This window comes from Gracilibacillus oryzae (genome assembly GCF_009498735.1).
GTDB lineage: Bacteria > Bacillota > Bacilli > Bacillales > Amphibacillaceae > Gracilibacillus > Gracilibacillus oryzae.
In genome coordinates, this window is the sequence record NZ_ML762449.1 from 15,985 (window position 1) to 34,687 (window position 18,703).

Sequence of the window (18,703 nt, forward strand, 5' to 3'; positions counted from 1 at the left end):
AATGATTGCCTTGAGATGAATTTTTATATTTCATTAGGAGGCCCTGTTACATTTAAAAACGCAACATTACCGAAGGAAGTTGCAAAAATGGTACCAGAAGATCGATTATTGATTGAAACAGATTGCCCATTCTTAGCACCACATCCAAACAGGGGAAAACGAAATGAACCAGCCTATGTAAAACTTGTTGCAGAGAAAATCGCTGAATTACGTGGTGTTAATTATAACGAATTAAGCAATCAGACTACCGAGAATGCCAAGCGTTTTTTCGGAATAGAATAATGCATTATCAGGACTTGTCACGTTTGTTACGCTAATGTAATGAATTTGAAATATTTCTGGATAAAGAACAAAGAAACCTTGATTTCAAAGGATTTCTTTGTTCTTTTTTTATAAAATGCCTGTTTGACAGGAATTATTTAACTTTATATAATACAACGGCGAGAAGAAGGAGGGGTGAAAAGTTCATGAAACGTCTTTTAAACTTGCAAAAACTCTTGAATAACAAGGACTTTGTTTATGCTATTACATTACTTGTTATCATCGGAACTATTAGCTATTTATTTTTTGAATTATCCAAAGCTGAAGTCACTGTTGTTCAAGAAGGGGAAGAGACTACAGTACGCACACATGCCAATACTGTAGAAGATGTACTTGATGAACTTGCCATTGATGTGCAAAAGCATGACGATCTTTCGCATAATCTTAAAGACACAATAACGACTGAGATGACAATTGAACATACGGTTGCAAATGAAGTTATTGTAACTGAAGGCAGCAAACAACAAACATACTATACAACGGCCGACACCGTGGGAGCATTCATAGAAGAATCAGGGATTGAAATCTCAGAACATGATCAGGTTTCACTTAACTTAGACAAGAAAATTGCTGATCAAACAGATTTAACGATCCAAAAGGCATTTCAAGTAACGATTAATGATGCAGGAGAAAAACAGACATTTTGGACGGTTGGCGGATCAGTTGATGAACTGCTTGTTCAAAGTAATATCGAATTATCAGAATTGGACCGTGTTGAACCTGTGCAATCTGAACAGGTAAAAGCGGAAACAGTAATCGATGTTACTAGAGTGGAAAAAGTAACAGATATCGTTGAAGAAGATGTTGATTATGCAGTTGTGAAGGAAAGTGATGCCGATCTTGAAAAAGGCAAAGAAAAAGTTGTGACAGAAGGAGAAAAAGGCGTTGTTGAAAAGCATTACGAAGTAGTGCTGGAAAATGGGGAAGAAGTTTCCCGAGAGCTTGTTAAAGAAGAGGTAGTGAAAGAAAGTAAAGAAAAAGTGGTGGCAGTTGGTACAAAAACGGCTGCACCGAAAGTCACTGCATCAGCAAGCAGTTCAGCAGCGAGTACTTCAACAACACAACAGACGGTATCAAGAGGCAGTGGAGAAGAAGTTACTACATTGTATATGCATGCTACTGCTTATAATTGGAACTGCGCTTCTTGTGATGGCAGAGGGTTAACATCGACTGGTTTTGATCTGAAAGCAAACCCGCATGGTGTAGTGGCAGTAGATCCTAGCGTTATACCTTTAGGAACGAAAGTCTGGGTAGAAGGCTACGGTTATGCTATTGCAAGAGATACCGGCGGAGCTGTAAAAGGGAACAAAATTGATGTTCATATGCCGACAATACAGCAAGCTTATGGCTTCGGAAGCAGAACGGTTAAAGTTAAAATATATAAATAAACAAGAAGAGTCTATACGGGTTGGTATAGGCTCTTCTTTTATTTAGAGTAAGTTCGCACATACTATGAATAGATGTTAAATGTTTTCCTTAAATGACCATGTTATAATGAGACAGTGGAATGGGGGATATTTCGTGAAAATTAAAGAAATAATAGTAGTGGAAGGTAAAGATGACACTGCAAAGCTGAAACAAGCGTTAAATGTTGACACGATTGAAACAAATGGTTCAGCCATTAATAAATATACATTAGAACAAATAGCACATGCAAAACAGAAAAGAGGCGTGATCGTATTTACCGATCCAGATTATCCTGGCCAGCGTATCCGCAAAATTATTGATGAACATGTGCCAGGATGTAAGCATGCTTTTTTAACAAAACAAGAAGCGGTTGCAAAAAGCGGTAAAGGACTAGGTATTGAGCATGCCTCAGCTGAGGTTATTCGCCAGGCACTGAGCAGTGTATATGAAATAGCAGATGAGACGGTAAATAGCATTACAAGGACCGATTTATTATTATTTGGCTTAATTGGCGGTAATGGAGCAAAAGAAAGACGAGAGAAGCTCGGTATTGCCTTGAGAATAGGATATGTAAATGGCAAGCAATTATTAAAAAGATTACAAATGTTCCGCATAGATAAAGAGGAATTTTATAAAGTAATGGAACAGATTCAACAGGAGGAGAGTCTATGAATGAACAGAAGGCAATTGCTACACCAAAACGTACAAAGGAAATTTTGAACAAGTATGGGTTTGCCTTTAAAAAAAGTTTAGGGCAGAACTTTCTTGTAGATGTAAATATTTTAAAGAATATGATGCATGTGGCAGATATTACGAAAGATGTGAATACAATAGAAATAGGTCCCGGTATTGGCGCATTAACAGAACAGTTAGCTATCCATTCCAATCAAGTAATGGCCTTTGAAATTGACCAGCGATTAATACCTATATTAGAGGATACGTTAGCATCGTATCAAAATATCCAAGTTGTTAACCAAGATATATTAAAAGCAAATGTAAAACAATTATGTACCGAACTTTTTACAGATGAAAAGGAAATAAAGGTTGTGGCGAATTTGCCATATTATATTACCACTCCTATTTTAATGCAGTTGTTAATGGAGAAATTACCGATATCAAGCATAACGGTTATGATTCAACGAGAAGTTGCAGAGAGAATGGCGGCTGTCAGAAACACAAAGGAATATGGATCTCTTTCTATCGCTATTCAATATTATACGGAAGCAAGTATTGGGATGATCGTACCAAAAACAGTTTTTATGCCACAGCCAAGAGTAGATTCAGCGGTACTGCATTTATCTATGAGAGATCAGCCGCCAGTTGAAGTAAAGAACGAGGCATTTTTCTTTCAGCTTGTGCAAGGCTGTTTCCAACAACGAAGAAAAACATTGAGAAATAATCTTATTCGCCATTTCCAGGATATACTTTCAAAAGATGAGATTGAGGAAAGCTTTTCCCTGACTGAAATTGACGGAACAAGAAGAGCGGAATCACTGTCAATGGAGGAGTTTGCCCGATTAGCAAATCATTTGTTACCACTCACTGAAACAACAAAATAAGTTTATATTTCATCTAATAGACAATCCATACATAAATTTCAAAATATGAGTAATACTAATCTTAGATATTTGAAAATTTATTGATTGACATTCAATAAATAATATTGTTATAATAGAATATTTTTATTTGACTATTGGACAAGAATGTTGTATACTATGATTAGTGAGGTGGAGTGTATTGGCTAAAACATTGGTTGAAATCAAACAAGGTTTAGATGGCTATGTCGGGAAACGTTTAAAGATCAGAGCGAATGGTGGAAGAAAGAAGACTGTGGAACGATATGGCACATTGTCAGAAACGTATCCTTCTGTGTTTATTGTTGAGTTAGATCAGGAGGAAAACTCATTTGAACGTGTATCTTATAGCTATGCAGATGTACTTACGGAAACGGTAGAACTGAACTTCATGGATGAATTGGAAAAGGCAGTTGCAGGGGAGCAGTAAACAATGTTTGCTGCTTTTTGTTTTGGATAAAATCTCTTCTGTTCACCGGAATGGTTTTACATTCGAATACTATCTGATAACAGTATTATTATCTTGATATGCATAAATCTGGCTGGAATAGCCGCGTGCATCAAGGGCAGAATAAAACTGTCGTAAGAAGACGACAGAAAGGGAGTATCTTCTATGGGCAGAAGACGTGGATTAATGTCTGAGCATTTTAAGGAAGAGCTTGCTAAAGAGTTGGGATTTTACGACAAGGTAAAACAAAATGGTTGGGGCGAGATAACGGCAAATGAAGCCGGAAGTATGGTGAAAAGGGCCGTGCAAATAGCAGAAGAGAGTATGGCAAGGGACAAGACCTAATTAAGGTTTTGTCCCTTTAAACTATTTATGGTATCTTTACATAAAGTGTATTTTTAAGGAGAAGAGAATCACACAAAGAATTTGAAAAACGAATGGTATAGTGAAATGAAGTAGGTGACAAGATGTATACATCAGAAAAAGCTCCGGCAAAAATAAATTTGACATTAGATGTACTTTATAAACGACCTGATCAGTACCACGAGGTGGAGATGGTAATGACAACCGTAGACTTGGCAGACCGTATCGAACTATTTTTGTTAGAATCAGGTCAAATCAAAGTTGAATCTGACAGTCGGTTTATTCCTAATGATGAGCGTAACTTAGCATATCGAGCTGCTAAATTATTAAAAGAACGATTTCTGATAAAAAAAGGTGTAATAATAAAAATTGATAAACAAATTCCGGTTGCTGCAGGACTTGCCGGTGGAAGCAGTGATGCAGCAGCTACTCTAAGAGGCCTCAACCGATTATGGAATTTAAACTTAACAATGGATGAACTTGCAGTAATTGGTTCCGAGATTGGCTCAGATGTTTCCTTCTGTGTATATAATTCAACCGCCATTGCAAAAGGTAGAGGAGAGAAGATAACTGAGCTTCCCCCGCCGCCTCAATGTTGGGTTGTCCTTGCCAAGCCATCTCAAGGGGTGTCCACCCAGTCTGTATATCAATCACTAAGGTTAGATCAGCTTGACCATCCTGATACGGGAGGGATGATAATGGCAATTAAGAATGCTGATTATCAAGGGATATGTACCAGATTAAAAAATGTCCTGGAAACAGTGACTTTACCCAAAAATCCAGAAGTTCAACAAATTAAAAGCCAAATGTTACGATCAGGAGCAGATGCGGTATTAATGAGTGGCAGTGGGCCAACGGTTTACGGATTAGTTAAACATGAATCAAGAGCCATTCGAATTTATAATAGCCTTCGCGGGTTTTGTGAGGATGTGCATATTGTCCGGATGTTAGGTGCTCAACAAACACTTGATTAAAACCGTATAAAATGTTATATTTACCACAAAATATTCGGATTTCGGGGTGTAGTAAATGAAACGAAGTGATCGGTTAGTGGAAATGACCAATTATTTAATAGAGCATCCAATGGATTTAATCTCCTTGCCTTTTTTTTCTGAAACCTATGGGGCAGCTAAATCTTCGATCAGCGAAGACTTAGCTATTATTAATCGTATTTTTCAGGAAGATGGTATAGGATATTTAGCATCAGTATCAGGTGCGGCTGGCGGAGTGAAGTATGTTCCAAAAGTATCAGAGGAAAGCAGCCAAAAGTTTATTACAGGGCTTTGTGAGCAATTAGAAGATCCGGCGCGGATTTTACCAGGCGGCTATCTGTTTATGAGTGATATTCTTGGTAACCCTGATACAGTTCGTAATATTGGCCGTTTGTTCGCCTCAAGGTTTGCTGATTTGAATATTGATTCCATTGTTACAGTTGCGACGAAAGGTATCCCGCTTGCATACGCAGTAGCTACATTCTTAAATGTCCCAGTTATTATTGTCCGTCGTGACCCGAAAGTAACAGAAGGGTCGACTGTAAGTATTAATTATGTATCAGGCTCATCTAAAAAAATTCAAACAATGGTATTATCAAAAAGAAGCTTGAAACCTAATGAGAATGTTTGTATCATTGATGATTTCATGAAAGCAGGCGGTACCATAAATGGGATGAAAAGTCTGCTGGAAGAGTTTAATGCAAATGTCAAGGCAATAGGTGTGCTCGCGGAAGCAGAGGATGAAGAAGAAGAGCGTGTAGTAGATGAGTATACATCACTAGTCCAAATAAAGAATGTGGATGATAACAATAAGCAAATCGAAGTAATAAAAGGTAATTACTTCCATAATTAGCGTGGAACGTGTCACTTTTTGCCCTTAATTAGTAGAACTTAAAAAAAGATTAAAAATTTTTACAACTTTAGCAGGAATTTAAGCGAAGATGTTGAATTTAAGTATTAAGTTCTTAATAAGGGAAAAGGTGGTGAAACATAATGGAAGTAACTGACGTAAGATTACGCCGCGTGAATACCGATGGAAGAATGCGAGCGATCGCATCTATTACATTAGATCACGAATTTGTTGTCCATGATATCCGGGTGATTGATGGAAATAACGGAATGTTTGTAGCAATGCCATCTAAGCGTACTCCGGATGGAGAGTTTAGAGACATTGCACATCCAATCAACTCTGGTACCCGATCAAAAATTCAAGATGCGGTTTTGGAAGAATACAACCGTGTTGGTGAAGAAGAAGTAGTAGAATTTGAAGAAGCAGGAGCTTCATAAGTTTATTTTCCTAAAAAAGGTCTGATCATTCTTTGATTAGGCCTTTTTATATGTGGAGATAGTTACTAGGCATATATGATGGGTTTCGATATTTCAGACTTATACACTTAAGCAAATCTGCTATGGGCTCTCCTTATAGCAGGTTTGCTTAAGCTTATGAAGAGCGGGACTTATTGACTTTTTAGCACGTTAGGAAAGTGAAAAACTTCTGCAAGGAAGCTTTGGCCGTCGTAGTAGAAATCTTGAAGTCCCAAGTATAAGAAATTTCTAGCAGAATGGGAAAATTACTTTTCCTAGTAAACATTCATTGAAAATTGGTTAGTTTTCATATATATTCATAATTGGGATTCTACTGTACAAAGGTATTACGGATTTAAATAGATGGTAAGCAGATAAAGAACGGAGGGAATATTTTGTCAAAACGATTTGCTGTTGTGTTAGCAGCTGGTAAAGGGACCAGAATGAAGTCAAAACTTTATAAAGTTTTACACCCGGTTCTCGATAAACCGATGGTACAACATGTGGTTGATCAATTAAAGCCACTGCAAATGACCAGTATTACAACGATTGTAGGGTTCGGTGCAGAAGAAGTTCAGGAACAGTTAGGTGACAGTTCACAATATGCGATCCAGGAAGAACAGTTAGGCACAGGCCACGCTGTCTTACAAGCAGGTAAATATTTAGCAGACCAGCAAGGCACAACATTGGTAGTGTGTGGCGATACCCCATTATTAACTGCGGAAACGTTACAATCTGTTGTGGAGTATCATGAAAAAGAAAAGGCAAAAGTAACAATTCTTACTGCGAAAGCTGAAGATCCCACAGGCTATGGAAGAATTGTCAGAAATAGTGACAATCAAGTAGAAAAAATAGTCGAACAGAAAGATGCGACAGATACAGAAAAATTAATTACAGAAATAAATACAGGTACATATTGTTTTGATAATCAGTTGTTATTCGAAGCACTTAAGCAAGTTTCTAATGACAATGCCCAAGGGGAGTACTATCTGCCAGATGTGATTCAGATTGCTCAGGAGCAGCAGGAGAAAGTAGCAGCATTTCAAACAGATAAATTTAATGAGACAATCGGTGTAAATGACCGCGTGGCATTATCACAAGCTGAAACACTGATGAAAAACAGAATAAATGAATATCATATGCGAAATGGAGTAACATTGATCGATCCTGCTAATACTTATATTGGAACAGATGTCAAAATTGCCTCTGATGTCGTCATACACCCTGGCTGTGTTATTAAGGGTGAGACAACAATCGAAGAAGACGCGCAAATTGGTCCGAATTCAGAAATAGCAGACTGCCATATCGGTTCTCATACAGTTGTCAAACATAGTGTAACAACGTCCAGTTATATAGGAAATCGAGTGCAGATCGGTCCCTTTGCCCATATTAGACCAGATGCCAATATTGGCGATGATGTAAAGGTCGGTAACTTTGTTGAAATAAAGAAATCCAAGATTGACAATGGAAGTAAAGTATCCCATTTAAGCTATATTGGTGATGCAGAAGTTGGCAGTAATGTAAATGTAGGTTGTGGTACAATTACTGTAAATTATGATGGGAAGAATAAGTTCTTAACAAAGATAGAAGATGACGCCTTCATTGGATGTAATGCTAATTTAATCGCACCTGTAACGATAGGAAAAGGGGCACTGATTGCAGCTGGATCTACAATATCTGAAGATGTGCCAGGTGATGCATTGTCTGTAGCAAGATCTAAACAGGTGAATAAAGAAGGATACGCTAAAAAATATAAATAGTCTAAGATGGAAACAAATATGTGATGGAGGGTATCAACATGTCTGAATATAAGGATTCATCATTGAAGGTATTTACATTAAATTCGAATCCAAAACTTGCGGAGGAAATTGCAGCAAATATCGGAGTGGAATTAGGAAAAAGCTCTGTTACGAAATTTAGTGATGGAGAGATTCAAATAAATATTGAAGAAAGTATTCGTGGCTGTGACGTATATGTTGTCCAATCAACATGTGAACCAGTTAACCAGCATATCATGGAATTACTGATTATGATTGATGCCCTAAAACGAGCATCCGCTAAATCGATTAATATTGTCATACCATACTATGGCTATGCTCGCCAAGATAGAAAAGCGCGTGCAAGAGAGCCGATTACTGCAAAATTAGTAGCAGATCTAGTACAAACAGCGGGTGCATCAAGAGCAATTACATTAGATCTTCATGCACCGCAAATCCAAGGGTTCTTTAACATTCCTGTTGATCAACTGGTAGGTGTGCCAATCTTATCAAGCTATTGGAGTAAAAAAGGCTTGGAAGATATCGTCGTTGTTTCACCAGATCATGGCGGGGTGACAAGAGCACGTAACTTAGCCGATCGCTTAAAAGCACCGATTGCTATTATTGATAAAAGAAGACCACGTCCAAACGTATCAGAAGTAATGAATATTGTAGGTAACATTGAGGGGAAAACAGCAATTTTAATTGATGACATTATTGATACTGCAGGTACGATCACACTTGGAGCAAATGCTTTGATTGATAGTGGAGCAAAAGCGGTTTATGCATGCTGTACACATCCAGTACTTTCAGGACCTGCAATTGAAAGAATTCAAAATTCCAAGATTGAAGAATTAGTTGTCACAAACAGTATTCCATTAAAAGAGGAAAAGCTGATTGATAAAATTACCCAACTCTCTGTGGCACCATTAATTAGTGAAGCAATTATCCGTGTACATGAAAGACAATCGGTAAGTATCTTATTTGATTAATTGTTTACTGTTAATATTAAGGAAAATGTTTAAGTCTATCCAACCAAGGGAATTATTATAGTATCCTGTTAAATTAACTTGGAGGTTGATCGATATGGCAGTAAAGCTACAAGCAAAAAACAGAGAAAATCTGAAGACTTCAAATACTAGAGCGGTAAGAATTGCTGGTGAAGTTCCAGCAATAATTTATGGATATAATGTGGAACCGAAACCAGTGGCGGTTGACAGTATGGAACTGCTGAAGACTGTTAGAGATGAAGGGAAAAATGCCATTATCACATTAAAGGTAGACGACGATTCATTTGATGTGATGCTTCATGAATATCAAACCGACCCTTTAAAAGATGAATTAGTTCATGCTGACTTTTATGTTGTAAACATGTCAGAAGCAATTGATGTACAAGTACCGATTGTATTAGAGGGTGAAGCAGAAGGTGCTAAAGCAGGCGGGGTCCTGCAGCAGCCATTGTATGAATTATCATTGAGAGCAAAACCAAATGATATACCTGAACAAATTTCAATCGATGTCTCTAACTTGGACATTGGTGACAGCATCCTTGTTTCAGACCTGAAAGATGGGAGAAACTACGAAATTTTAGAGGATGAAAATACGACAATTGTTTCTGTTTTAGTTCCAGATAAGGAACCGGAAGAAACTGTCGAGCCGGAAGTTACTGAAGAAAATAAAGAAAATGACTCAGAAGAATAATAACCGTTAAACCGAGCTTATCATGCTCGGTTTTTCTTAGTAGGCGGAAACATCATTTTCTGAGGGAGTAATGTCTCATGGGAATGAAAATACTGCGAAATGGTATATTGCATGAGAGCTGTCACAATGATGCAGCTGGGAAGAAATCTGTTTCAAAACAAAAAAAGCGCGTTGTTCTCATTTATTTTACCGAATTTGTGTTAAACTGATAGTAGGAAAACTATTATTAAAGGAAGTAAAAATATGAAGTGTATTGTAGGATTAGGTAATCCAGGTCGGAAATATGAACAAACTAGGCACAATGCAGGATTCATGGTTGTTGATCATTTATTGGAGCGGCATAATTGGAAGCTGGAGAAGCAAAAATTTAATGGTCTTTTTACACTTGAAACACTCCAAAATGAAAAGGTGCTTCTGATAGAGCCTCAGACATACATGAATTTATCTGGTGAGTGTGTACGACCACTAATGGATTTTTATCAATTAGAAGCAGAAGACATTGTCGTTATTTATGATGATTTAGACCTCCCACTGGGTAAAGTGAAATTAAGACAAACAGGTGGTCATGGCGGCCATAATGGTGTTCGCTCTATCATCGATCACTTAGGAACAAAACAATTTAACCGAATTCGATTCGGTATTGGAAGACCGGTTCAGCCCATACCAGTAATTGATTATGTACTGGGGAAATTCGGTACAGAAGAGCAGACTGTATTAAATGATTCTATTAATCATGCAGCAAATGCTTTAGAGGCATGGATGAGTGAGTCTTTTGTAAAAGTAATGAACGAATATAATAAGTAAAAAGAACCTGCCCTTTATGTTGAATAAATAATCAGAGTTTGGAGAAAATAAAACTATCTACTTACCTGATTATTTTTAATAAAGGGCGTGCATAGGATGACATTAGTATATAAGTGTAAACATTGCAGTTGTGAAATTGGCAGATTAAACAATCAAAAGCTGGATCTAAACAAAGTAGGCTGGGGTCACTTAACTTCTGAAGAGAAAACAAGCTTAATGAATTACCAGCCGACAGACCAAATTGAAATAAAATCGATCTGTGAAGATTGTCAGGAACTATTAGAAAGCAATCCGGCCAACCATGAGCTCGATTATTTTATTCAATAAATGAAGTATGTAAATAGGATGAACAAATGAAAAAACAAATCGAATCACCGTTTTGCAAGCTTTGGTTTTAAACCAAGGCGTTTTTGCAATTTCCTATCGATATAGATTTTTGTGTTAACTATGCCAGATCGTCAATTCCTTGATAAGGGATTTGACAGACTGGGAACCATTTTTGTTATTTACGAGGAAAAGCATTAGGGGGAACATTATGCAAGAAATAAAGGATTTCTTAAGGAAGAAGGAAGATATCCATTCTATTATAGAAGGGGTTAATACAGGGCTGAAGGAACAAGTAATTGCAGGATTATCCGGTTCAGCCAAAAGCCTGTTCAGTGCACTGATTCATGAGGCAATTAATAAAAAGGTATTGATTGTAACCCATCAGTTAACACAAGCACAGCAGATTTATGATGATTTAGTGGAATTCTCTGAAGGAAAGAATATTTATTTATATCCTGTAAACGAATTACTGGCATCAGAATTAGCTGTAGCGAGTCCGGAATTGCTAAGTCAGCGTATTGAAGCATTGACAGCATGGATTAAAGAAGATAACGGGATTATGATCGCTCCTGTGGCAGGTTTAAAGCGATTTCTGCCTCCTATTCATTATTGGAATAAATATCAAGTGAAGTTTGAATTGGGAAAGACGATAGATATTGAAGAAACAATGCAATTATTAATTAATATGGGGTATATCAGACAGGAAATGACAAGCAGTCCGGGGGAGTTCAGCCTGCGTGGAGGGATTCTGGACATTTATCCTCTTATGGAAGACAATCCTATCCGTGTGGAATTATTTGATGATGAAATAGATTCGATCCGTTACTTTGATTCGGAAACGCAAAGATCATTAGACAAGCTTCCTGCTGTTGAGATCAAGCCTGCTGCAGAGTTGCTTACAACAGACCATGATTTAATTACGGCTGCACAAAGGATGGAAAAATCATTACAAGAAACATTGAAGAAAACAAAGAGTAAACAGGATCAACAAGCGGTTACAGAAGCCATTCAAAGTGATATCGACCGATTAAACCAATGCGAACGCTTCCAGGAAATGAAGAAATATATTTCCTGTTTCTATGATGAGCCAACTAGTTTATTAAACTACTTACCTGATGATGGGTTAATTATTTTAGATGAAATGAGTAGAATTCAAGAAACGGCAACACATTTGGATGAAGAGGAAGCGGAGTGGCTAAAAGATCACCTTAATCGAAACCAAGCATTGAGGAGTCAGAAACTTTCCTTTGATTGGCATGATACATGGGCAAAAATGAAACAGCCGCGCTTGTATTTGTCTGTATTTTTGCGTCATATTCCCAACACCAACCCTTCGAACATTGTCAATTTATCAACACGCAGTATGCAGCAATTCCATGGCCAAATGAATCTATTACAAAATGAACTGGAAAGATGGAAGAAATCGGGCTTTTCTGTGGTTATTGTGGCACCGAACGAGAAAAGAGTAGAAAAGGTTCATTCTGTCTTAGAGGATTATCAGATCAATGCAACCATTAGTGAGAAGGTTCCGTCATTACCTGTGGAACAGCCGGTTATTACAGTTAGCGGGATACAAAGCGGATTTGAGATTCCTATGCACAAAATTGCGGTAATAACAGAGAACGAATTATTTAAACAGAAAACAGTCCGAACGAAAAGGAAACAAAAGATATCAAATGCGGAACGGATTAAAAGCTATCAGGAATTACAAGTTGGCGATTATGTTGTTCATACAAATCACGGGATCGGCCGGTATATTGGAATTGAAACATTAGAAGTAGGCGGTCTCCATAAAGATTTTATGCTTTTGCAATATTCTGGTGATGATAAGTTATATGTACCTATCGATCAGATTGATCTTGTTCAGAAATATGTTGGATCAGAAGGAAAAGAACCGAAGCTGTATCGCCTTGGTGGTAATGACTGGAAAAAAGTGAAGAGTAAGGTACAGTCTAAAGTGGAAGATATTGCAGATGACCTGATCAAATTATATGCAGAGAGAGAAGCTGCGAAAGGTTATGCATTTAGTGAAGATACGGAAATGCAGCGGGATTTTGAAGCTGCTTTTCCATACCAGGAAACTGAAGATCAATTACGCTGTATTACAGAGATAAAAGAGGACATGGAAAAGGAACGTCCAATGGATCGTCTGCTCTGTGGTGATGTGGGTTACGGGAAGACAGAAGTGGCAATTCGAGCCGCCTTCAAAGCGATCGCTGACGGCAAGCAAGTAGCCATACTTGTTCCGACAACTATTCTTGCTCAGCAACATTATGAGACAGTGATGGAGAGGTTTCAGGATTATCCGATTAATATTGGCCTGCTGAGTCGTTTCCGCACAAGAAAGCAACAGACAGAAACAATAAAAGGTCTGAAAAATGGAATGGTGGATATCGTAATCGGGACACACCGGTTATTATCAAAAGATCTTGTTTATAAAGATTTAGGGTTACTGATAGTGGATGAGGAGCAGCGTTTTGGTGTAAAACATAAGGAAAAGATCAAACAGCTTAAGACAAATGTTGATGTTCTCACACTGACAGCAACACCTATTCCGAGAACCTTGCATATGTCCATGTTAGGTGTAAGAGACCTTTCCGTTATTGAGACACCACCGGAAAATCGCTTCCCAATTCAGACATATGTGATGGAATTCAATGGGACATTAGTAAGAGAGGCGATTCAGCGTGAACTGGCAAGAGGTGGTCAAATCTTTTTCTTATATAATCGTGTAGAGTCAATCGACAGAATGGCACAGGAGATTCAGGCACTGGTGGAAGATGCCAGAGTTACTGTTGCACACGGTCAAATGAATGAAACAGAATTAGAGAATGTAATGTTTTCCTTCTTAGAAGGAGAAGCAGATGTTTTAGTGAGTACCACTATCATAGAGACTGGTGTGGATATACCGAATGTAAATACACTAATTGTTTACGATGCCGATCGAATGGGTTTAAGTCAGCTTTATCAGTTGAGAGGACGAGTAGGCAGATCCAACAGGGTCGCATATGCGTACTTTACTTATCAAAAGGACAAAATCTTAACAGAAGTATCAGAGAAAAGACTACAGGCAATCAAAGAATTTACCGAGCTTGGTTCTGGTTTTAAAATAGCAATTAGAGACTTATCCATAAGGGGTGCCGGGAATATTCTCGGATCACAGCAGCATGGATTTATCGATTCGGTTGGATTTGATATGTATTCACAAATGTTAAAAGAAGCAGTACAGGCAAAACAACAAGGCAAATCAATTGAAGAAGTTCAGCCATTTGAAGTGGAACTTGATCTGAAAGTCGATGCCTATATACCAGATGACTATATTAAAGACGAAAAGCAAAAAATTGATATGTACAAACGATTCCAGGCAATCCTTTCACAAGAAGATGTCCATGATTTAAGAGACGAATTAATCGACCGCTTTGGTGAATATCCGGAACAAGTGGAAAATCTATTCCATGTTACTACATTAAAAATGATGGCAAAAAGAGAAAGAATCGAAACCATATCAGAGAAGAAAAACCAGTTAGAATTACTGGTAGAAGAAGATAGAAGCCAGCAGTTAGATGGAGCGAAGTTATTTGAATTTGCCAATCAGCATGGCCGAATGATCCAATTAGGGACGGAAGACCGCAAGTTAAAAGTAGTTTTCCGTTTCGACAAAGGAAATATCATGAAGCGGTATGAAATATTAGAATCATTCCTTCAGACATTACATGATATGGGCAGAGAACCTGTAGCTTGATGTTAATTTGTGGAATCAGCAAGAAAAAATATTGGAAAAATTGTATAGTATCACGTTAACTAAATCATACTAACCTTACAATGTAATTATTTCACTATGTGTTTAATTCTAAATACAAAGTTAATTATTTGAAAGTGAGGTCAGGATTTACTATGAAAGCAACAGGAATAGTACGCCGTATTGATGATTTAGGAAGGGTAGTTATCCCGAAAGAAATTCGCCGAACGTTAAGAATTCGTGAAGGGGACCCATTGGAAATATTTGTCGATCGTGATGGAGAAGTCATTTTAAAGAAATATTCCCCAATAAGTGAATTGGGCGATTTTGCTACAGAATATGCGGAGGCTATGTACGAATCATTAGGGTTATCCGTTCTAATCAGTGACAGGGATGAGTTTATCGCAGCAGCTGGGGAGTCTAAAAAAGACTATCTCGGAAAGCAAATTTCCAAACAATTAGACCAAGTGATGGACAGCCGCCAAATTAAGATAGAGAAAAGTGAACAAACGATTGAAATTGCAGATGGAAAAGAAGAACAATTACAGGCATTCTTAATTTATCCAATTATTGCAAATGGGGATCCGATTGGATGTATGGTCATATTGACAAGAGAACAGAAAGAGTTTGGCGAAGTAGAAGAAAAATCAGCTCATACAGCTGCCCATTTTTTAGCAAAACAAATGGAATAATAACAAAATGGAAGATAGCTCAGATAATTTCTGGGCTATTTTCTATTTACTTGGACCTCTCGTGAAAGGGAAATTAATTTATAGAATTCTTAGACAAAGTAGCCAGGAGTTTATGATTTCCGTTTTTTCTGATGGATAATTTCACTTTGTTCAAGTAAGATAGATAGAGACAAATGAGGTGAGAAAGGTGAAGGGGAAAACAGTTGTAAAGAAAGCATTAAATAACAATGTCTTAATTGCCTCACATCCAACATACAAAGAAGTTATTCTTATTGGGAAAGGAATTGGATTTGGCAAGAAGAATGGAGATATTGTGCCAGAAGACCAAGTGGAGAAAACATTTCTGTTAAAAGATGAACATGAACAAGAACAATATAAGCAGTTACTTTCCTATGTCGATCAGGATCTTATGGAAATATTAAATGATGTGATTGTCCTTATTGAACAAAGAATGGGAGAAAGACTAAATGAGCATATCCATGTTGCTTTAACAGATCATTTATCATTTGCCATCAAACGGGCAAATCAAAACGTACAATTTAACAATCCTTTCTTATTTGAGATTGAATCCATTTATCCAAAAGAATACCATGTTGCAAAAGAAGTAGTTTCCATATTAAATGACAAGATCGGTGTGAATTTTCCGGAAGGGGAAATAGGCTTTATTGCCCTGCATATTCACAGTGCAGTTACAGACAAATCAATTCGGGATATGAATAAGCATCATCAATTAATTTCCCAGCTTGTTCGCATTATTGAAGAAAACTTAAAGATTGAGTTAGATCATCATAATATTAATTATCACCGCTTAATTCAACATCTTCATCGTGCAATTGAAAGGGTTTATTCAGCTGAGCCACTTGGAGAACAAACAAATTTGGCAAAGGTATTGAAAACGACATATCCAGTGTGCTATAATCTAGCATGGAAATTGATTAAAGTAATGCAACGTCAACTACATACACATGTAGATGAATCAGAGGTCTTATATTTAACGATCCATTTACAACGTTTAATTCAATCATCTTAAACGTGTTACTGATACGATCAGGCATGAGTAAAAAGGATGTTTTTGGTTAATCTATGGGAGGAGTCCAGCCATAGATCTACTTAAGCATAATCCTTTTTCTCATGCCTTTTTTGTTTGGAAAAAATAAAAGGTCATCTAACAAAAAGTTGCATAACAAAATAAGAATGAAACTGAAGGAGGTATTCATAATGTCAAACATATTTGGTACATTGCAAAAAGTTGGGAAAGCATTAATGCTGCCAGTTGCTTTACTGCCAGCTGCAGGTATCTTAATGGCATTTGGGACAAGTTTTGCTCAAGAGCAATGGGTTGATCGATTCCCATGGTTCGGTAATGCTATCGTCCAAAAAATATTAGAGGTAATGTCAGAGGCTGGTGGGATTGTCTTTGATAATTTACCATTACTATTTGCTGTCGGTGTTGCCGTTGGATTAGCAAAAGGGGATGGTGTTGCAGGTTTAGCAGCAATTATCGGTTATTTAATTATGAATGTAACAATGGGAGTATTCGGTGATATTACCCCGGAAATGACAGCAGAAGCTGCTTATGCAAGCGTACTCGGTATTCCAACATTACAGACAGGGGTATTTGGCGGTATTATTGTTGGTATATTAGCCGCCTTTATGTATAATCGGTACTTTAGTATTGAGTTGCCGCAATTCCTGGGATTTTTTGCAGGTAAGCGTTTTGTACCAATCATCACAGCATTCACATCTTTATTTTTAGGTATAGTTATGTTTTTAGTATGGCCGTTTGCTCAAGATGGATTAAATGCAATATCCCATCTTATGCTTGAAACAAATAGAACGATTTCAACATTTGTATTTGGTGTTGTTGAACGTGGCTTAATTCCGTTTGGGTTGCACCATATTTTCTATTCACCATTCTGGTTTGAGTTTGGTACCTATACAAATGCTGCAGGAGATATTGTTCGTGGTGACCAGGCAATTTTCTTTGAGCAGCTAAAAGATGGTGTTGATTTTACTGCAGGTAACTTTATGACAGGTAAATTCCCGTTTATGATGTTTGGATTGCCTGCTGCAGCATTAGCTATTTATCATACAGCGAAGCCGGAAAGAAAGAAAGTTGTTGGAGGGATTATGTTCTCTGCTGCGTTAACTTCTTTCTTAACAGGTATTACAGAACCGCTTGAGTTCTCATTCCTATTCGTAGCACCATTGTTGTTTGCGATTCATGCTGTTTTCGCGGGGTTATCATTTATGACAATGTATTTGCTTGATGTAAAGATTGGGATGACTTTCTCTGGAGGGTTAATTGACTTCCTGTTATTCGGTATTATGCCAAATCGTACCGACTGGTGGTGGGTTATCATCGTTGGTCTAGTCTTCTCTGTTATTTACTATTTCGGTTTCCGCTTTGCCATTCAGAAGTTTAACTTAGCAACACCTGGACGCGAAGATGAAGCACAAGACAGTGGAGAAGAAACAAAAGTAGATGATCGACCATATGAGATATTAGAAGCAATGGGTGGTCAAGCGAATATTACAAACTTAGATGCTTGTATTACTCGTTTGCGTGTTAGTGTTGATGATAAGAATAAAGTCGACAAAGAACGTTTGAAAAAATTAGGTGCTTCAGGTGTAATGGAAGTAGGTAACAATATCCAGGCAATCTACGGCCCGGTTTCGGATACATTACGGGGACAAATGCAAGATATAATGGATGGAAAGACACCGGTTAAACAGAAGGAAACTGCTCAGAATGAAACAAAAGCAGAAGCAAAAGTAGATGAGTTAGCCTTCACAAGTCCTATGACAGGAGAGATCATGGATTTATCTGAAGTACCAGACCAAGTGTTCTCTCAAAAGATGATGGGAGACGGTTTTGCTGTTAAGCCATCATTGGGAGAAGTCGTTTCACCTGTGAATGGTAAGATTATCAATATATTCCCGACCAAACATGCTATTGGGATTTTGGCAGATAGCGGTACAGAGATATTAATTCATATTGGGATTGATACAGTCAACTTAAAAGGGGAAGGTTTCACTGCGAAAGTTTCAGAAGGTGATGAAATTAAACAAGGACAAATCCTGATGGAAGTAGACCTGGAATACGTTAAGGAAAATGCTCCATCAATTGTGACACCTGTCATCTTCACAAACTTACAAGAAGGTCAGACAGTGAAACTAAATGTTGAAGGAACAGTAAACAAAGAAGACAAAGATATCATTACAATCGGATAAGTAACACATATAACGATGCCTGTCTTTCATGCGCTGCAT

The 18,703-nt window shown here is 37.5% G+C and carries 19 protein-coding genes; all 19 read left to right on the forward strand.

The window, feature by feature from the left end:
- Nucleotides 1-282: TatD family hydrolase (locus F9U64_RS23210; protein ID WP_228275809.1), on the forward strand; the 282-nt coding region annotated here is incomplete at its 5' end.
- Nucleotides 283-467: 185 nt separating this feature from the next.
- Entirely contained in the window at nt 468-1,709 is a 1,242-nt protein-coding gene (locus F9U64_RS19710; RefSeq protein ID WP_153406612.1) for a G5 and 3D domain-containing protein, read from the forward strand.
- A 133-nt stretch (nt 1,710-1,842) separates the two neighbouring features.
- Nucleotides 1,843-2,400: a ribonuclease M5 gene (rnmV, locus tag F9U64_RS19715; RefSeq protein WP_153406613.1), complete on the forward strand. Its 558-nt coding sequence runs from the start codon at nt 1,843-1,845 to the stop codon at nt 2,398-2,400.
- Nucleotides 2,397-3,287, forward strand: coding sequence for a 16S rRNA (adenine(1518)-N(6)/adenine(1519)-N(6))-dimethyltransferase RsmA (gene rsmA, locus F9U64_RS19720; RefSeq protein ID WP_153406614.1), 891 nt, complete (start codon nt 2,397-2,399; stop codon nt 3,285-3,287). Before rnmV ends, rsmA begins: the two co-directional genes overlap by 4 nt.
- Nucleotides 3,288-3,465: 178 nt before the next feature.
- Nucleotides 3,466-3,732, forward strand: a complete 267-nt coding sequence (veg, locus tag F9U64_RS19725) for a biofilm formation stimulator Veg (RefSeq protein WP_153406615.1) — start codon at nt 3,466-3,468, stop codon at nt 3,730-3,732.
- A 183-nt stretch (nt 3,733-3,915) separates the two neighbouring features.
- Nucleotides 3,916-4,095 carry a small, acid-soluble spore protein, alpha/beta type gene (locus F9U64_RS19730; RefSeq protein ID WP_153406616.1) on the forward strand — a complete coding sequence of 60 codons (180 nt, stop codon included), beginning with the start codon at nt 3,916-3,918 and terminating at the stop codon, nt 4,093-4,095.
- A gap of 122 nt (nt 4,096-4,217) precedes the next feature.
- The gene (ispE, locus tag F9U64_RS19735; RefSeq protein ID WP_153406617.1) at nt 4,218-5,087 is read left to right on the forward strand and encodes a 4-(cytidine 5'-diphospho)-2-C-methyl-D-erythritol kinase; all 870 of its coding nucleotides are present in this window, start codon (nt 4,218-4,220) and stop codon (nt 5,085-5,087) included.
- A 55-nt stretch (nt 5,088-5,142) separates the two neighbouring features.
- A complete protein-coding gene (purR, locus tag F9U64_RS19740) occupies nt 5,143-5,958 on the forward strand; it encodes a pur operon repressor (protein WP_153406618.1) in 816 nt (271 codons plus the stop codon).
- Nucleotides 5,959-6,098: 140 nt separating this feature from the next.
- On the forward strand, nt 6,099-6,392 hold the full coding sequence (gene spoVG, locus F9U64_RS19745; RefSeq protein WP_153406619.1) for a septation regulator SpoVG: 294 nt from the start codon (nt 6,099-6,101) through the stop codon (nt 6,390-6,392).
- Between the two features lie 413 nt (nt 6,393-6,805).
- Nucleotides 6,806-8,170, forward strand: a complete 1,365-nt coding sequence (gene glmU, locus F9U64_RS19750; RefSeq protein WP_153406620.1) for a bifunctional UDP-N-acetylglucosamine diphosphorylase/glucosamine-1-phosphate N-acetyltransferase GlmU — start codon at nt 6,806-6,808, stop codon at nt 8,168-8,170.
- A gap of 38 nt (nt 8,171-8,208) precedes the next feature.
- Entirely contained in the window at nt 8,209-9,159 is a 951-nt protein-coding gene (locus F9U64_RS19755; RefSeq protein WP_153406621.1) for a ribose-phosphate diphosphokinase, read from the forward strand.
- Between the two features lie 94 nt (nt 9,160-9,253).
- Nucleotides 9,254-9,868, forward strand: coding sequence for a 50S ribosomal protein L25/general stress protein Ctc (locus F9U64_RS19760; RefSeq protein WP_153406622.1), 615 nt, complete (start codon nt 9,254-9,256; stop codon nt 9,866-9,868).
- A gap of 77 nt (nt 9,869-9,945) precedes the next feature.
- Complete coding sequence (locus F9U64_RS23420) at nt 9,946-10,077, forward strand: hypothetical protein (protein WP_266095262.1); 132 nt, start codon at nt 9,946-9,948, stop codon at nt 10,075-10,077.
- A 34-nt stretch (nt 10,078-10,111) separates the two neighbouring features.
- The gene (gene pth, locus F9U64_RS19765) at nt 10,112-10,672 is read left to right on the forward strand and encodes an aminoacyl-tRNA hydrolase (RefSeq protein ID WP_153406623.1); all 561 of its coding nucleotides are present in this window, start codon (nt 10,112-10,114) and stop codon (nt 10,670-10,672) included.
- 96 nt (nt 10,673-10,768) lie between these two features.
- On the forward strand, nt 10,769-10,999 hold the full coding sequence (locus F9U64_RS19770) for an anti-sigma-F factor Fin (RefSeq protein ID WP_153406624.1): 231 nt from the start codon (nt 10,769-10,771) through the stop codon (nt 10,997-10,999).
- Nucleotides 11,000-11,207: 208 nt separating this feature from the next.
- Nucleotides 11,208-14,741: a transcription-repair coupling factor gene (gene mfd, locus F9U64_RS19775; RefSeq protein ID WP_153406625.1), complete on the forward strand. Its 3,534-nt coding sequence runs from the start codon at nt 11,208-11,210 to the stop codon at nt 14,739-14,741.
- Nucleotides 14,742-14,893: 152 nt separating this feature from the next.
- Nucleotides 14,894-15,430, forward strand: coding sequence for a stage V sporulation protein T (gene spoVT / locus F9U64_RS19780; RefSeq protein ID WP_153406626.1), 537 nt, complete (start codon nt 14,894-14,896; stop codon nt 15,428-15,430).
- 187 nt (nt 15,431-15,617) lie between these two features.
- On the forward strand, nt 15,618-16,460 hold the full coding sequence (gene glcT / locus F9U64_RS19785; protein WP_153406627.1) for a glucose PTS transporter transcription antiterminator GlcT: 843 nt from the start codon (nt 15,618-15,620) through the stop codon (nt 16,458-16,460).
- Between the two features lie 188 nt (nt 16,461-16,648).
- Nucleotides 16,649-18,664, forward strand: a complete 2,016-nt coding sequence (ptsG, locus tag F9U64_RS19790) for a glucose-specific PTS transporter subunit IIBC (protein ID WP_323125861.1) — start codon at nt 16,649-16,651, stop codon at nt 18,662-18,664.
- The last annotated feature ends 39 nt before the right edge of the window (nt 18,665-18,703 follow it).

Excerpts from the sequence above, each read along its gene's own strand:
- F9U64_RS19730 (WP_153406616.1), top strand. The coding sequence starts at position 3,916 with ATGGGCAGAAGACGTGGATTAATGTCTGAGCATTTTAAGGAAGAGCTT.
- F9U64_RS19755 (WP_153406621.1), top strand. The coding sequence starts at position 8,209 with ATGTCTGAATATAAGGATTCATCATTGAAGGTATTTACATTAAATTCG.
- rsmA (WP_153406614.1), top strand. The coding sequence starts at position 2,397 with ATGAATGAACAGAAGGCAATTGCTACACCAAAACGTACAAAGGAAATT.
- spoVG (WP_153406619.1), top strand. The coding sequence starts at position 6,099 with ATGGAAGTAACTGACGTAAGATTACGCCGCGTGAATACCGATGGAAGA.
- ispE (WP_153406617.1), top strand. The coding sequence starts at position 4,218 with ATGTATACATCAGAAAAAGCTCCGGCAAAAATAAATTTGACATTAGAT.
- F9U64_RS19760 (WP_153406622.1), top strand. The coding sequence starts at position 9,254 with ATGGCAGTAAAGCTACAAGCAAAAAACAGAGAAAATCTGAAGACTTCA.
- mfd (WP_153406625.1), top strand. The coding sequence starts at position 11,208 with ATGCAAGAAATAAAGGATTTCTTAAGGAAGAAGGAAGATATCCATTCT.
- pth (WP_153406623.1), top strand. The coding sequence starts at position 10,112 with ATGAAGTGTATTGTAGGATTAGGTAATCCAGGTCGGAAATATGAACAA.
- spoVT (WP_153406626.1), top strand. The coding sequence starts at position 14,894 with ATGAAAGCAACAGGAATAGTACGCCGTATTGATGATTTAGGAAGGGTA.
- ptsG (WP_323125861.1), top strand. The coding sequence starts at position 16,649 with ATGTCAAACATATTTGGTACATTGCAAAAAGTTGGGAAAGCATTAATG.
- F9U64_RS19710 (WP_153406612.1), top strand. The coding sequence starts at position 468 with ATGAAACGTCTTTTAAACTTGCAAAAACTCTTGAATAACAAGGACTTT.
- F9U64_RS19770 (WP_153406624.1), top strand. The coding sequence starts at position 10,769 with ATGACATTAGTATATAAGTGTAAACATTGCAGTTGTGAAATTGGCAGA.
- F9U64_RS23420 (WP_266095262.1), top strand. The coding sequence starts at position 9,946 with ATGGGAATGAAAATACTGCGAAATGGTATATTGCATGAGAGCTGTCAC.
- purR (WP_153406618.1), top strand. The coding sequence starts at position 5,143 with ATGAAACGAAGTGATCGGTTAGTGGAAATGACCAATTATTTAATAGAG.